The sequence below is a fragment of the Mesorhizobium subarcticum genome, from assembly GCF_055456085.1.
The window spans coordinates 173,950-188,739 of sequence record NZ_CM144237.1 but is presented as its reverse complement, the minus strand read 5'-3'; the positions used below and the strand labels follow the sequence as shown (position 1 = coordinate 188,739).

The window sequence follows — 14,790 nt, the reverse complement described above, 5'->3', positions numbered from 1 at the left end:
GTCGTCACGCCCCATCGTCAAACCAGCGGCGGTTGCCGGCAACCCGTTTGCGCATAAAGTCGACGAAGGCTCTTGCAGCCGGGCTGCGTTCCTTACCGGCAGGCATGACTAGACTGACATCGACGGCTGGAACGCTCCAGTCGGGCAGAACGCGAACGAGATTGCCGGCCTCGATCTCAGGCGCAGCCACATATCTCGCCGTAGCCGCGATCCCAGCCCCGTTAAGCACCATGCGATCTATTGCCTTGGGATCATTTGCGGTGAGCCGAGCGGTGGCCTCGACCTGGTGCTCCACGCCTTCCTTGTCGCGAAGCGACAAACGCCGGGGGAGACCATCGCCACGGGGGATGAGGAGCAGATCGTGGGTATGCAGTTCGTCGATCGACCTGGGCCAACCGCGCCGTTCGAGGTAGGAGGGTGCGGCGCATAACAGGCAGGCGATTGCTCCAAGCCGTGTCGCGACCAGATTTGAATCGAGCATCGGACCCATTCGGAAGGCCACATCAGTCTGTTCGGCGACAAGGTCAACCGTCCTGCTCGTCAGTTCGAGAGACACATCAACGTCTGAAAACGCGAGTGAAAACGCAGGAAGAATTTCGGTCAGCACCTCCATGCCAAAGCCGATTCCAGCGGTGAGCCGCAGCCGTCCCCGTGGATGCGACGCCAAGCTGGCGGCCATATCGAGGACCTCGTCAACGCGGGTAACGATCTCGCTAAAATGACCGAGCAACGCCCGCCCAGCCTCGGTCAGGACGACCTCGCGGGTTGTACGTTCAAAAAGGCGAACGCCAAGCAGCGCTTCCAGCCGCTGGATCGAGCGACTGATGGCCGACTTGCGCACCGAGAGGACGCGGCCCGCCCCTGAAAAACTCAATAGCCTGGCGACCGTCTGGAAGGCGCGCATATCGTCGACGTCAATCATCGTGAACTCCACTGTCCCTTGGCGGAGACACCGGATCTGACATGCGGCGTCAATCCATCGTGCGAAACAAAACTGGCACACGAAAGGGCAGAAACGGAGGGCGAGTTTGACGCCGGCGTGTTGCTGCCGACGGCACTCAGCAGCAAGGCGGGCCAATTGTCGCGATGTAGGGACACTGCGGTGCACTGCGCCGATCTTGTAGCAGAGCGTCGCTGGAATGCATCGTGAGGCCCGCGTGCACTTTGCGCCGGGCTCCTCGATTGGACCGGTGCAACCCATAGCCCCCTTTTTTGAGTGAGCGCGTACACGGCCGCTGGCCGCATTGCGGAGCTGGCGGTTGTGCTCGAGGCGAAGATCCTACTGCTCCAGCAACTCGATCACCGCGTTAAGAACGGTCTGACGTTGATCACCGCGCTGCTGCGATTTCAGGCGCGCACCGTCGAAAATCCTGCGATTCCCGCAAAGCTCGAAACAATGCTGGAGCGCGTCGACGCCGTAGCGACCGTCAATCGGCGAACCTCTCAGTCGCATGACATGCGGCGTTTCGACGTCTCCGCTTTCGCCGGAGATCTTGTGATCGACGTCATCGGTATCGGCGGGCGCATGGACGTTACCCCAGTCGCCATTTTTCCCGGCCAACTCTTGCCATCCCGGAAGCCGAATCCGCTGCACTCGACGCTGCCGCCTCATTCCTCCAACCAAGGCTTCTATCGTTCCACCAGTGAGACGGTGCGTCTAAATTGCGCGGCTAGTGGGTGTGAATTTGGGCCGTTAGATTGTTAGCAGACTTAACAACCAACCAGGAGTACCTCTATGACCATCCTCGTAACTGGCGCGACCGGCAATGTAGGCCGCAACGTTGTCGAACAACTTGTGAACCGTGGCGCCGACGTGCGCGTTCTGGTTCGCGACCCGTCCAAGGCCAATTTCCCGGCCGGCGTCGAAGTCGCCCAAGGCGACCTGCTCGACGTCGACGCGCTGCGCAGCGCCTTCTCGGGCGTGTCCACGCTGTTCCTGCTGAACGGGGTAGTGGCCGACGAATATACCCAGGCCCTCGTCGCCTTGGCCGTTGCTCGCGAAGTCGGCATCGAGCGGATTGTCTATCTCTCGGTGATCCACAGCGACGTCTACGTGAACGTGCCGCACTTCGCGGGCAAGTTCGGCGTCGAGCGGATGATCGAGCAGATGGGCCTCAACGCCACCATCCTGCGCCCCGCCTACTTCATGGACAACGACATCACCATCAAGGACGTGATCACGGGCTACGGCATCTACCCCATGCCGATCGGCAGCAGGGGCCTTGCCATGATCGACGCCCGCGACGTTGGCGAGATCGCTGCGATCGAGCTCATCCGCCGCGAACAGTCGTCCACGCCGCTCCCGCTCAACCGCATCAACCTGGTCGGCCCGGATACGCTGACTGGCGCTGATGCCGCGGCGATCTGGACGGACGTCCTCGGCCGCCCGATCGCCTACCCCGGCGATGACACCGCGGGATTTGAGCAGAACCTGCGACAGTTCATGCCGAGCTGGATGGCCCTAGACATGCGCCTGATGGCGGAGCGCTTCCTGACAGACGGCATGGTCCCGGACGCCGGCGATGTCGATCGGCTGACCACCCTGCTGGGCCGCCCGCTGCGCTCGTACCGCGACTACGCCGCTCAGATCGCTGCCTGAGCGCTGCTGTCCACAACACCCAATCAAGGGACCCACCATGATCTATTCAACTGCAACCGTTCCGGTGAACCCCGCCGGTGACACCGAGCTCACGCGCGAGCAGGTCTGGAAGGGCCTTGAGCTGAAGGCGCGTGACGCGCGCCTTTTCCTCCCGCCCGGCCTCTGCACGCGCTGCGACGTCGTGGAAGAGAGCGCGAGCCACTTCGTGCGCGAAGCCACGATCGCCAACGCCGACCTCCGCGAGATCATCACCCTTGAGCCGCAAAGCAAGGTCACCTTCTTCCAGGCGATCGGCCCACGCGAAGGCGCGATCATCAACGAGCTGTTCGAGGATGATGCCGGCGAGCTGCAGCTCAAGTTCTATTGCTACATCGGTCTTCGCGGCAAAGAGCCGAATGGCCCCGAGGAGCAGGCTGAGCAGACGCAGTTCGATAGCGAGGAGAAGGGCTACAAATCCGCCCTGCTGTCGACGCTGAAACGCACCCGCGAGCTGCTTGCCGCAGGCAGGCTTTGATCCTCAGCACCCCACAAACCCAACAATTAGGAGAAAACACATGACCTATGTCTGGTCCACATTCAAACTCGGCAACCTGCAACTGCCGCATCGCCTCGCCATGGCGCCGATGACCCGAAGCCGGGCCAAGCCCGACGGAACACCCGGTGATCTGGCTCCCGAGTATTACGCACAGCGCGCGACGATGGGTCTTCTGATCACCGAGGGCACCCAGCCGTCCGAAGACGGGCAGGGGTATCTGGCCACGCCAGGGATCTACAACGACAATCACGTGGCAGGGTGGCGGAAGGTTGCCGACGCCGTCCATGAGGCGGGCGGTCGTCTGTTCATCCAGCTCATGCATGTCGGCCGCAGATCCCATCCGGAAAACACGCCGCACCATCGCCAGCCGGTTGCGCCTTCGGCGATTGCCGCCGGTGAAAACATGTTCACAGTTAAAGGCATGCTGCCGGTTCCGGAACCTCGCGAGCTCACAACCGCCGAAGTTCGGCAAACCATCGCCGATTTCGCAAACGCCGCCAAGCACGCGATCGAAGCGGGTGCCGACGGCGTCGAAGTTCACGGTGCGAACGGGTATCTGGTGCACCAGTTTCTTGCGCCGAACGCGAATAAGCGCACCGACGAATTCGGCGGTTCTCTTGAGAACCGCGCACGGTTCGCCATTGAGGTGGTTCAAGCGATCGTCGGTGCGGTCGGTGCCGAGAAGACGGCGATCAGGCTGTCGCCGGGACTACCTACGGGCGGTATCGCCGAAGGCAACGAGAACGACGATCTCTACCGCTACCTGGCGGCCGAGTTTCACAAGATCGGGGTTGCCTATCTGCATATCCTCCATATCGGCAATGAAGCGCTCTTGGCGGACATCCGGGAGGCTTTCGGCGGGGTCTTGATCGTCAATCGGCCGGGCCGCTCGCGCGCGCAGGTCGGGGCCGATGTTGCCGCCGGGGTTGCCGACATGGAAGCTCTAGGCGCCATGGCCCTTGCCAACCCGGATCTGGTCACACGTCTCAAAGAGGGCGCGCCATTGAATGAGCCGCGGCCGGCACTGTTCTATGCCGGGGGCGGGGCTGAAGGTTACATCGACTATCCCGCTCTTTATCCCGCCTGATTTTACGGCGCGGACGAGACGCAAACTCGCCCGCGTCGGCAACTGGCCGAAACAAGGCCGGCACCTCCATGCGCAATGCGGAGGCAGAGCACCGCTTCGACGATGCGTTGGCAGCGATCAACCCATTCCTACAGTGAAGCGCGGCTGGCGGCCACGAAAACGCCTGCAGACCAAACCTTGAGTTCCAAGGTTCGTCCTGCGTCTTGAGGGAGAGATGCTGTCCGAAACGCCGGCTTCTGCCCACCGCAGCGCCTGTTACTTTTGCAATCACATTAACCAGGAGAAATATCGTGACGATCCATTTTGAGATTAGCCGCGCGGCGCGGCTGAAAGTGGCGGTCACGCGAGAAGTGTTCGTCTCGCACGCCATCCAGGAAGTCTTTGATTTTGTTGCGGCCGAAGATGTCCTTCCCAAAATCCTGACCGGCTATGGAATGGTGCCCGGTGTTGCGTCGACTTCGGATGTTTCAGGTCCGTGGGATCGGCCCGGCTCGCACAGGATCGTCCACCTGGCGGACGGCAGCACCGCGCGCGAGGGTGTCACGCACTACGATCGGCCTTTCTACTTCGCGTATCGGGTGAGTGACCCGAGCTTTGCGCTGAAGCATCTCATGACCGAAGCGCGCGGGCAATTCTGGTTCGAACCGGCCAATGGCGGCACGCGGGTGAAATGGACATACACCTTTCTCGCCAAGAACTGGCTTACCAAGCTCCCACTCACCCTGTTCGTGAAGAGCCAATGGAAGGGTTACATGGATGTGTGTCTCGCAAACGTCGTCAAGCACTTCGCTGCGGCCTGAAGCCCGCGCCGTCCGTGTTCGTTCCGGTCATGCTTCGGTTTTCGTTGCAGCGCATGAAGTTCACAGCGCCGATTCACCTTGCGACCTGTGTCACCCCGTCGAGGTGAGGGATCACCGCAATTTTATACGGAACGGTGATCCCAATCCCGACAATATTGCCTCCATTTTCTACTATCTGGCGGATGGTCCGGCGGGCAGATCGGCGATGCCGAAGCCGGTCGGTCAACTCATTTGCGATAGAGACGTGGATTTTCTGGCGCGGCACCGAGCTCCGATCTTGCCAGGCGCTTTGGCCTGATCCATTCGCTGCGCGCTTTTTCCGATAGCACCAGTCCGTGGCCCGGCCGATCGGGCGCATAGGCGTAGCCGTCCCGGATTTCGATAGGCTGCTCGACCAGATGGTCAAAGTTCTGAAATGAATATTCCAGCCATTCGACCTCGGGAAGCGCGGCCGCCATGTGCACACCAACCTCCAGGAACGTGTTACCTAGGCTGACCGGTATCCCGATTTCGGCGGCCAGCCACCCGATGCGCATGACATCCGTCACTTGGCCGTGGACATTCAGAATGTCTGCCGCATGGGCTTCCAGAAGAAGCCGCTTGCCTTGCAGATCCAGATACTCGCCGCTGTTGATCTGGGTCCATGTGACGGCATGCCTGAGCGTTCTCAGCCCTTCATGGTCGTGACGCAGGATCGGATCCTCGACCCAGAGAAGATCGTGGCCGGCCTCGCGGATCGCCACCAGTTTCGTGAGCGCTTCCTTCGAGGTCCAGGCCTCGTTCGGATCGATCATGATTTTGGACCCGGCCGGGACGCAGGTCTTCAACAGGTCGAGGCGCCTTAGATCGCGGTCGAAATCGGGGTGGCCGACCTTGATCTTGAAAGCCGAGTAGCCAATCGACGCCGCGTGGGAGAACAGCGAGACGAAGGCATCATCGTCGAGGTGAAAATCGAGACCGCTGGCATAGGCCTTCACCCGGTTGCGGCGACTGCCAAGCAAGACATGAAGGGGCAGGCCGGCTTCCTTCGCCGCAAGATCCCAAAGCGCCACCTGAACCGCTTCGTGAAAGGGCAGGGAGTGAGCCCGCTGATTGCCACCGCGCGGACGGTGTACACGGTGAACCAGGGCGATCGCCCTGTTTCCCTTCAGGGCCGGCCAAACCTCATGCTCGAAAACAGCCTCGATCTCCGTCTGATCCGGCAGTGGATTGAAGAGTGTCTGGATGAATCCCAGCCCCACCTCGCCACTTTCGGAAACGAGTTCCAGCGCCGCGACGTTGACATCATCCGCCCGAACCTGACTGTCCCCGATTACCCGGTCGCGGGCGAACTGAAATCGGGTTATACGAAAATGCGAAAGGCTCATCACACGGACTTTCTGATCGGTTACCGTATCAAACTGATCTATCAGATGGCTTCTTAGTACCGGAGCAATGGAGGTGCCGCAAGTGGCGGGCAAAGCAAAAACTGACGTTTTTCCCCTTGTGGCGGCCGCCCGCATGAGCGATGTCGCCTATGAACGAATCCTGGAGGGCTTGTTCGACCGACGCGTTCCGGCTGGGGCATTCATCTCGCAAAACGAGTTGTCCGCGATCGTTGACGTGCCTGTTGCCCCACTTCGCGACGCCCTGCGCGTCCTTGAGGCGGAAGGGATCCTGACCATCCACCCGCGCTCCGGCATCCAGTTCGTCAGGCCCGGCCTGGAGCTTACGCGTGCTACCTACCAATTCCGCTCCATCATTGAGCGCGCGGCTGTCCGTGTCTTTGCCGAGCAAGGCGATGAAGCCGTCATGAATGGCTTGGAAATCCGGCATTCCCGGCTGCTTCGGCGCGTGGAACGCGATGGTCTGGGACAGGAACAACTGGAGGAGATGGACGCGCTGGAGGGAGAACTGCACGGCGCGGTGATCGCTGCACTGCGCAATCCCCTGATCGACAGCACCTACAGGCGCATGCACAACTATCTGCGTCTGCTGCGGCTCGACAGGAAGATCACGACACCCATCATGATCCGGACGCTCAAGGAGCATCTCGACATCCTCGAGGCTTGCGGCACGAGGAATGCCGACGCCGCCGAAGCAAAGCTGCAGGCGCATTTCCAGGCAGCGATGCAGCGAAACCTGGGACTTGTCTGACAGGTCGATGGCGGTCCGTCGTTTCGCCCGTCGGGCGGTTGCATGGCGTGGGAAAGGATGCTACCCAAACTTCAACTGATAGATCAGATTGATGATCTGATATCTTGGAGGAGATCTCATGCAGTTGAACAAGAGGCAGTTTCTCATGGGTTCGGCGGCCTTGGCGATGGCAGGGCAGATCGGTGGCGCCCGTGCCGCGAGTGCCATCAGTTACTGGCACCATTTCACAAGCCAGTCGGAAATGGCCAGCCTGCTGAAGATCATCGCATTGTTTCAGGCGGCGAATGCCGATGTGGCGGTGACGCAGGAAAACATTCCGAACTCCGAATATATGGCGAAGGTCTCTTCGGCCGTGCTGGCTGGTGGGCGCCCGGATACCGCCATGGTGATCGCCGAGCGTTTCGCAGATCTCACCGCGATGGAGGGGTTGATTGACCTCACCGAGCGGGTGAACGGCTGGAAGGGCAAGGCGAATTTTCCCGAAAACCGCTGGACCGGGCTTTCCAGCAACGGCGCCATCTATGCGGTTCCCGCCTTCGCTTTCGTCGATTGGATGTACTACCGCGCCGACTATTTCGAGGAAGCCGGACTGGCAGGCCCGCCTCGGACTTTCGACGAATTCCTGAGCGCCTGCCGCAAGCTTACCGATCCGTCGAAGGGGAGATATGCCTTCGGCATGCGCGCCGGCGCCGGCGGTTTCAAATATGTTATCGATGTCATGGAAGCGTTCGGCTCGCCGATCGTCAAGGATGGGCAGCCAGCCATCGACAGGGCCGCGGCGATCGAGGCGATAACATTCTATTCCGATCTCTTCTTGAAGGAAAAGGTCGTGCCGCCGAGCGCGCCCAACGACAGCTACCGCCAGATCATGGAGGGGTTCCGCACCGGGCAGACGGCAATGGTGTGGCACCACACCGGTTCGCTGAATGAAATCTCGGCCGCGATGAAGCAGGGCAAGCAATTCTCGACCGCACCCATGCCGGCCGGCCCCAAGGCGCATGTCGCTCGTGTTGCCTACGCCGGCAATGGCATCATGAAGGAAGACAACATTGAGGCTGCCTGGCGCTGGGTGAGTTTCTGGGGCCAGACCGATGCTGCCCTGACCTTGCTCGAAGGAACGGGCTATTTTCCGGCCTCCGCCGCTGCCCTGCAAGATCCGCGGATCACCGGCAATCCAATTTATCACGCGGCGGTCGAAACGCTCGAGTTCGGACGTCTGCCGAACAATTTCGTTGGCGCGGCGGGCTGGTCCGAGAATGTCGTCAATCCCGCTTTTCAATCGGTGCTCACGGGTCAGTCGACGTCGGAACAGGCTGTGGACCGTATGATCCAGGGCCTCGAGGCCGCCCTTCGCTGATACATCCCTGCACGGCCTGCCGCGACGCGCGGCCATGCTCTGAACGCAACGGGACGATGCTTCGCATCGCGGATCCATGACATCAAGCTCGAGCGGTTATCGGCCTTTGCGGGCTCTCGGCGAACTGTCCGAGACCCGGTATTGGATGTATTTGCTGCTTCTTCCAAGCCTCGTCATGATCCTCCTGGTGATTGCCTATCCGACGCTTTACGGCATGGCGATCAGCTTTCGCGAGATGCGTCTGACGCGTCCGGGGCTGGGTGGCTGGGTCGGCTTCAAACATTACGCGGCAATGTGGTCCGACCCTGTCTTCTGGATCGCGCTAAAGAATACAGTCGTTTGGGTCACCGCGGCCGTGGTGATGGAACTGGCGCTCGGCCTTCTCGCCGCGACGGCCCTCAACAGGGATTTGCCGGGCACGAAGATCTTTGCCGTGCTCATCCTGCTTCCCTATTTCCTGCCCAACGTCGTGGCGGGCCATATGTGGGCCTTGCTGCTCGATCCGAGGCTTGGGGTCATCAACGATCTTCTTGTTCGCGTCGGCGTGCTGCAGACCTACAAGGCATGGTTCGCGGATCCCAATACCGCGCTTGCGGCGGCCGTCCTTGTCGAGGCGTGGCACGGTTTTCCGTTCTTCGCGCTGCTGCTGCTCGCGGGCCTGAAAAGTATTCCTGAAGACCTCTACAAGGCAGCCGCGGTGGACGGCGCGGGCGTCTTGGCGCAGCTCAGGCTGATCACCTTGCCGATGCTTAAGACCGTTATAGCGGCGGCAGTGATCCTGCGCGTCATCGGTCTGGTCAATTCGCCCGATCTACTCCTCATTCTCACCGGTGGCGGACCGGGAGACGCCACGCAGGTCCTGTCGCTATACGCCTTCCAGACCGCCTACAAGGAATTCAATTTCGGCTACGCATCCGCGCTGTCGGTGGTGATGTTCGTGATCCTGATGATCTTCGCGGCGGCCTATATCCGCCTGTCCAGGATCACCAAGGGAGAGGGCGATGATTGAAAGCAAGCGCCGCAGGCGGGTGATCGGCAACATCGCCACCTACTTCGTCCTCGCGACCCTGTCGATGTTCTGCATCGGTCCGATGATCTGGATGTTTCTGACGTCGCTCAAATATGAGGCCGACATTGTCACCCAGACGATGCAGTACATACCGAGGCGCGTCACCTTCGACAATTATGTAGCGATCTGGACGCAGTCCGGCTTTCCACGGCTGATAGCCAATAGCCTGGTCGTCACCTTCCTGACGGTGACGATCTGCGTCGCCACGGGTACGCTTGCAGCCTATGCATTTTCACGCTTTGCGTTTCGCGGCCGAACGCAGCTCATGCTCGGCTATCTCGTCGTGCGCATGTTCCCCGCGGTCATGATGATCATTCCCCTTTATGTCGTCATGCGTAGCGTTGGTCTCGTCGACAGCCGTTTCGGACTTGCGCTTGCCTATACGAGTTTCCTTTTGCCGCTGTTCGTGTGGATGCTCAAAGGTTTCTTTGATTCCGCACCCAAGGAGCTCGAGAGCGCGGCGCGCGTCGACGGATCGACAAGGCTTGGCGCCATGGTCCGTATCGTCATGCCGCTGGCGCGCAACGGCCTTGTGGCAAGTTCGGTGTTCATTGCCATCGCTGCCTGGAACGAGTTCCTGTTCGCGCTGATGCTGACGACGGGGCAGGGATCGCGCACCTGGCCGGTGGGCCTGCAACTGATGGTCGGCGAATTCCAGCTTCCATGGGGGGTCCTGGCGGCAGGTGGCATTCTCAGCATCCTGCCCGTCATCGTCCTCTTCGCCATCGTCCAGCGAACCATGGTTCAGGGGCTGACCGCGGGCGCCATCAAAGGTTAGGAGTTTTCGCATGGCGACACTTTCCATCAAGGACGTGCGCAAGTCCTATGGCTCCGTACAGGTCCTTCACGGGGTGGATATCGAGCTCGAGGACGGAGGCTTTCTGGTCCTGCTCGGGCCGTCGGGATGCGGCAAGTCGACCCTGCTCAACATGATTGCGGGCCTGGACGACACATCGGGCGGCGACATCCTGATCGGCGGACGCTCCATTGTGGATCTCGCGCCCAAGGACCGCAATATCGCGATGGTGTTCCAGTCCTACGCACTTTACCCCACCATGTCGGTGGAGAGAAATATCGGCTTCGGATTGGAAATGCGTGGCGTGGGCGCCGGCCAGCGCAAGCGCGCCGTCGACGATGCCGCGCGGCTGCTGCAGATTTCGCATCTGCTCGACCGACGCCCCGCCAATCTCTCGGGAGGACAGCGCCAGCGCGTTGCAATGGGGCGCGCGATCCCGGAGCTGTTCCTCTTTGACGAGCCGCTTTCCAATCTCGATGCAAAACTTCGTGTGGAAATGCGCACGGAGATCAAGCGCCTGCACGAGCGTCTCGGCACGAGCATCGTCTATGTGACTCATGATCAGATCGAGGCGATGACGCTGGCCACCAAGGTGGCGGTGATGAAGGGCGGCCACATCCAACAGTTTGCCGATCCTCGCACCATATACGAGCGGCCCGCGAACGTATTCGTTGCAAGTTTCATCGGATCACCAGCGATGAACTTCCTGCCCGGGCGCCTGGTCACGGACGCGAATGGCGTGAGTTTCGCGGCGAGCGGCGTGTCGGTCGCATTGCAGGCCGGCAAGCGGCCGGTTGATTCAGAGCGCCCGGCGATCCTGGGCATAAGGCCTGAAGAATTAAAGGCGGTCGGGCGTGATGAAGCTTCGGTCACGGGGGTGATCGACGTCGTGGAGCCTACAGGGCCGGAAACCATGGTGACGGTGCAGGTTGGTGAACAGTCGATCATCGCCCGCCTGCCACCGAGGTTTGCAGGCCGGCGAAACGAGCCGATATTCCTTGCCGTCGATCCGGCCAGCATCAACCTGTTCGATCCCGCCAGCGAGCAGCGCATCGATCTTTAGGGCACGGGCGCCAGGGCGCTTCCAATCTCGACGCCTTCCAAAGGGGAGCGCCGGGCGATCGAATTCTCAGCGCTGGAATCACAGGGTCAAGATTGTAGGATTTCCCGGTGCCGTCGAGCGAAGGTCTCGGCGATCGCAAGCACCGCAGCATGAATCGGTCCCGCGGTGAGGTTCGGCATAATCGACGCGTCCACGACAAAAAGATTGTCGAGCGCCTTCAATCTTAGATCTGCATCGACGACGGCATCCGCGTCCTTACCCATCCTGCAAGTTCCGCAGGGATGATGGTGTGTGATGACCGACCGCGCGATGAAGTCGTCCATCTCGGCCGCACTGTTCAGGGTGCCTGGCAGGAGTTCGCGCTCTCGCCAGCCGGCAAGTTCATCGCTATGCCCGATTGTTCGTGCTGCCTCGAGGGCCCGGCGAAACAGCGCGCGGTCCCGACCGGTTTGCAGATATGCCGGGTCGATGATCAATCGGTCACCCAACTCAGGCCCGCTTATGCGCAGGCTGCCGCGGCTCGTCGGATGGGTGATGCCGAACAGCAGCGAGTAGGCCGTGCCGGCTTCAGGCGCCTGGAAGCTTTCGGACACGATCGGCGCGACGCCGCAACCAACGACGATTTCAGGCTGCCCGCCAGCACTGTAGCTGTCAGCGCGCATATAGGCCATCGACTCCGAATGTTGGAGGCGCGATGGCGGCACCGGCTTGCGGGCTGCATAGAGGTTGCCGGCACCAAGCAGGTGATCCTGAAGGTTGCGGCCGATTCCAGGCATGTCGATCAGGCAGCCAACGCCGGCGGCATCGAGCACATCGTGCGGACCGATGCCCGAGCGCATCAGCAAGGCCGGACTTTCCAGCGCTCCGGCAGAAAGGATAATTTGATCCGCAAAGACTTCGGCCGAACCCTGTTGCCCGACGACCCCGAGGCTGCGGACCTGATTGGCTCCCAGGTTGAGCCGGCGTACCCGGGTCCCGGTAAGGATGGTCAGGTTCTTGCGGCTTCGAACTATCCCGGTAAGCCAGGCGTCCGCCGCAGTGACCCGCCGCCCGTCGCGAATGTTCAAGGAGTTTGGAGTGACGCCGATCATCTCTCCGCTGTTGTGGCCCTCGAGGCGAGGCAGACCCAGCGATGCGCCTGCCTCGATGAAGGCGCGAGCAACCGGACTGACTTCGTCCGCTGGCAAATAGATCGGCAACGGCCCGCTTTTGCCGTGAATGCCGTCGCCGCCAAGCGGGTGGTTTTCGTTAGCTTGGAAAACGGGCAGCAGGTCATCCCAGCTCCATCGGCGATCCCCGGCCGCATCGACCCAGGCCTGGAAGTCGGCCGGATGGCCGCGCATGTAACCCATCGCGTGCAGGCAACTCGAGCCGCCGATCAATCGCCCGCGTGCCCAATGATGCACCCGGCCGGCAGTGCCGGCTTGCGGCTCCGTCCGATAATCCCAATCGTAGCTGCGGCCCTGAAGCGCCGGCCAGGCAGCGGGGTTCCAGATGTCGGGGTCGCTCGCCTCTTCGCCGGCCTCGATCAGCAGAACGCGTCTATCCGGCGCTTCACTCAGTCGCGCGGCAAGCAACGTCCCGGCCGAACCGCCACCGACGATGACGATATCGCAATTCGGAGAACTCAAATTCCGTGGTCCATGGAAATCTTGGCTGCCGCTTTCGCCCTCAAGACGTGCTGTTTCGAGGCTTTGCGGGCGGCTTTCTCGTCGCCGGCGGCGATGGATTCGAATATCTCCCTCATCTCCGCCAGACTGCTTTGCGCCCTGCCTTCCAGGGACATCGATCGCCCTCGAAAGAAGCTAATCCTGGCCACCAGACCGCGATGGACTTCTTCCAGGATCGGATTCCCGCAATTGGCGAGTATGATCGAATAGAAGTCCGCGGCGGTCATGACCTGCGCCAGGCTGTCATTGCTGGATGCCGCCTCTTCGAACGCAGAAAGAGATTTCTCGAGCTCACGCAGCTGCTCCGGGGAGATTCTCAGCGCGCATCGTCCCGCTGCCTCGACTTCCAACAGCTCTCGAACCTCGTAGATGGCGGTTGCCACCTCCCAGGAAAGCGCCGGTATCGACGGTCCGCGGTTGGGCACGATCTCGATCAGGCGCTCGGCCTCAAGACTGCGCAAAGCCTCCCTCAGCGAGGGGCGGCTGATGCCGAGCTGTGTGCACAGCTGGCTTTCGATCAGGCGGCTTCCCGGCTGGAACAGTCCGGAGAAGATGGCGAGCCGCAATTTGTCGACGGTTTCCCGTTGCACGGTCCGTGGCGAAATTCGCAAATTCAAATCTGGGGGCATCGGTAACGCCTCTTGGGCCTTTGGGTCGCAATGTGAAACATCATACGCCACGCTGTGGAAATTTGACAGCAGGATAGCCAGATTGTCAAATCCGAAGATTGCAAGAATGTCAGACAATCTGCTTGACGGCCCCCCGGCTGATATGATCCTTTTGCTGGAGACGGGCAGCGGAGGCGAGGATCATGGACATGGCGGCGGACACACCTTCCGACCACTTCGTCTCGCACCGCGTCGACATTGGCGGCATCACTTTGAACGTGCGCGAGACGGGCAACGGCCCGCTGATGCTGTTCTTCCACGGCATCACCTCCAACTCCGCCGTCTTCATGCCGTTGATGGCTCGGCTCTCGGATCGGTTTACGGCCATAGCGGTTGACCAGAGGGGCCATGGCCGCAGCGACAAGCCGGATACCGGCTACGAAGCGAATGATTACGCGGACGACATCGCCGGCCTGATACGCACTCTCGATCGAGGCCATGCGATCCTCGTCGGCCATTCGCTCGGTGCTAGAAATTCCGTCACGGCCGCGGCGAAATATCCGGATCTGGTGCGGTCGGTCGTCGCCATCGACTTTACGCCGTATATCGAGACTGAAGCGTTGGATGCGTTGGAAGCGCGCGTGAACGCAGGCAGCCAGCTCTTCGAGAATGTAAAGGCCGTCGAAGCATACCTCGCCGGCCGCTATCCGAACATTCCCGCCGACGCCATCAAGATCAGGGCTCAGAGCGGCTATCAGCCGGTCGACGGCGGATTGCGTCCATTGGCCTCGCCTGCGGCCATGGCGCAGACCGCCAAAGGCCTGCGAGCGGACCTGGTGCCTGCTTACCGGGACGTGACGAAGCCCATCCTCATTGTCCGGGGCGAAACGAGCAAATTGGTGTCAGCGGCGGCGCTGGCCAAGACAAGCCAGTTGCGACCGGATCTGCCGGTCGTCGTCGTTCCGGGTGCCGACCATTACGTCAACGAGGTCTCTCCCGAGATCACCCTGAAAGCCATCACCAACTTCATAGACGCGTGACGGCCAGACGCACGGTCTCCTACTACGCAG

The 14,790-nt window shown here is 61.1% G+C and carries 15 protein-coding genes; 11 read left to right on the top strand and 4 right to left on the bottom strand.

Annotated features, from left to right (window positions below):
* Nucleotides 1–4: 4 nt before the first annotated feature.
* Complete coding sequence (locus tag ACZYHG_RS00870; protein ID WP_464612128.1) at nucleotides 5–922, bottom strand: LysR family transcriptional regulator; 918 nt, start codon at nucleotides 920–922, stop codon at nucleotides 5–7.
* 294 nt (nucleotides 923–1,216) lie between these two features.
* Between ACZYHG_RS00870 and ACZYHG_RS00865 the strand changes: the two genes are divergently transcribed.
* The 5 genes from ACZYHG_RS00865 to ACZYHG_RS00845 all read left to right on the top strand — a co-directional run bounded on the left by ACZYHG_RS00865 (nucleotide 1,217) and on the right by ACZYHG_RS00845 (nucleotide 5,021).
* A complete protein-coding gene (locus ACZYHG_RS00865) occupies nucleotides 1,217–1,705 on the top strand; it encodes a histidine kinase dimerization/phosphoacceptor domain -containing protein (protein WP_464612127.1) in 489 nt (162 codons plus the stop codon).
* A 30-nt stretch (nucleotides 1,706–1,735) separates the two neighbouring features.
* On the top strand, nucleotides 1,736–2,599 hold the full coding sequence (locus tag ACZYHG_RS00860; protein WP_464612126.1) for an SDR family oxidoreductase: 864 nt from the start codon (nucleotides 1,736–1,738) through the stop codon (nucleotides 2,597–2,599).
* Nucleotides 2,600–2,636: 37 nt separating this feature from the next.
* Nucleotides 2,637–3,113: an AtaL-like protein gene (locus tag ACZYHG_RS00855; RefSeq protein ID WP_464612125.1), complete on the top strand. Its 477-nt coding sequence runs from the start codon at nucleotides 2,637–2,639 to the stop codon at nucleotides 3,111–3,113.
* 40 nt (nucleotides 3,114–3,153) lie between these two features.
* Complete coding sequence (locus ACZYHG_RS00850) at nucleotides 3,154–4,221, top strand: alkene reductase (RefSeq protein ID WP_464612124.1); 1,068 nt, start codon at nucleotides 3,154–3,156, stop codon at nucleotides 4,219–4,221.
* A 290-nt stretch (nucleotides 4,222–4,511) separates the two neighbouring features.
* A complete protein-coding gene (locus ACZYHG_RS00845; protein WP_464612123.1) occupies nucleotides 4,512–5,021 on the top strand; it encodes an SRPBCC family protein in 510 nt (169 codons plus the stop codon).
* A gap of 227 nt (nucleotides 5,022–5,248) precedes the next feature.
* Here the strand turns inward: ACZYHG_RS00845 and ACZYHG_RS00840 are convergent, their stop codons facing one another.
* Nucleotides 5,249–6,388, bottom strand: a complete 1,140-nt coding sequence (locus tag ACZYHG_RS00840; RefSeq protein ID WP_464614843.1) for an enolase C-terminal domain-like protein — start codon at nucleotides 6,386–6,388, stop codon at nucleotides 5,249–5,251.
* A 133-nt stretch (nucleotides 6,389–6,521) separates the two neighbouring features.
* Here ACZYHG_RS00840 and ACZYHG_RS00835 point away from each other — a divergent pair, with 133 nt between their 5' ends.
* The 5 genes from ACZYHG_RS00835 to ACZYHG_RS00815 all read left to right on the top strand — a co-directional run bounded on the left by ACZYHG_RS00835 (nucleotide 6,522) and on the right by ACZYHG_RS00815 (nucleotide 11,442).
* Nucleotides 6,522–7,157, top strand: a complete 636-nt coding sequence (locus ACZYHG_RS00835) for a GntR family transcriptional regulator (protein ID WP_464612122.1) — start codon at nucleotides 6,522–6,524, stop codon at nucleotides 7,155–7,157.
* Between the two features lie 118 nt (nucleotides 7,158–7,275).
* Nucleotides 7,276–8,514 (top strand): ABC transporter substrate-binding protein, encoded by a 1,239-nt coding sequence (locus ACZYHG_RS00830; RefSeq protein WP_464612121.1) that lies wholly within the window; start codon nucleotides 7,276–7,278, stop codon nucleotides 8,512–8,514.
* 145 nt (nucleotides 8,515–8,659) lie between these two features.
* Nucleotides 8,660–9,523 carry a carbohydrate ABC transporter permease gene (locus tag ACZYHG_RS00825; protein ID WP_464612120.1) on the top strand — a complete coding sequence of 288 codons (864 nt, stop codon included), beginning with the start codon at nucleotides 8,660–8,662 and terminating at the stop codon, nucleotides 9,521–9,523.
* On the top strand, nucleotides 9,516–10,361 hold the full coding sequence (locus ACZYHG_RS00820; RefSeq protein ID WP_464612119.1) for a carbohydrate ABC transporter permease: 846 nt from the start codon (nucleotides 9,516–9,518) through the stop codon (nucleotides 10,359–10,361). Before ACZYHG_RS00825 ends, ACZYHG_RS00820 begins: the two co-directional genes overlap by 8 nt.
* Before the next feature lie 10 nt (nucleotides 10,362–10,371).
* Nucleotides 10,372–11,442 carry an ABC transporter ATP-binding protein gene (locus ACZYHG_RS00815; RefSeq protein ID WP_464612118.1) on the top strand — a complete coding sequence of 357 codons (1,071 nt, stop codon included), beginning with the start codon at nucleotides 10,372–10,374 and terminating at the stop codon, nucleotides 11,440–11,442.
* An 86-nt stretch (nucleotides 11,443–11,528) separates the two neighbouring features.
* On the opposite strand, the gene ACZYHG_RS00810 is transcribed toward ACZYHG_RS00815, so the two are convergent.
* Nucleotides 11,529–13,073 (bottom strand): GMC family oxidoreductase, encoded by a 1,545-nt coding sequence (locus tag ACZYHG_RS00810; protein ID WP_464612117.1) that lies wholly within the window; start codon nucleotides 13,071–13,073, stop codon nucleotides 11,529–11,531.
* Nucleotides 13,070–13,858 (bottom strand): GntR family transcriptional regulator, encoded by a 789-nt coding sequence (locus ACZYHG_RS00805; protein ID WP_245268895.1) that lies wholly within the window; start codon nucleotides 13,856–13,858, stop codon nucleotides 13,070–13,072. The genes ACZYHG_RS00810 and ACZYHG_RS00805 overlap by 4 nt, the downstream gene beginning before the upstream one ends.
* Nucleotides 13,859–13,923: 65 nt before the next feature.
* Between ACZYHG_RS00805 and ACZYHG_RS00800 the strand changes: the two genes are divergently transcribed.
* Nucleotides 13,924–14,760: an alpha/beta fold hydrolase gene (locus ACZYHG_RS00800; RefSeq protein WP_464612116.1), complete on the top strand. Its 837-nt coding sequence runs from the start codon at nucleotides 13,924–13,926 to the stop codon at nucleotides 14,758–14,760.
* Nucleotides 14,761–14,790: the final 30 nt, after the last annotated feature.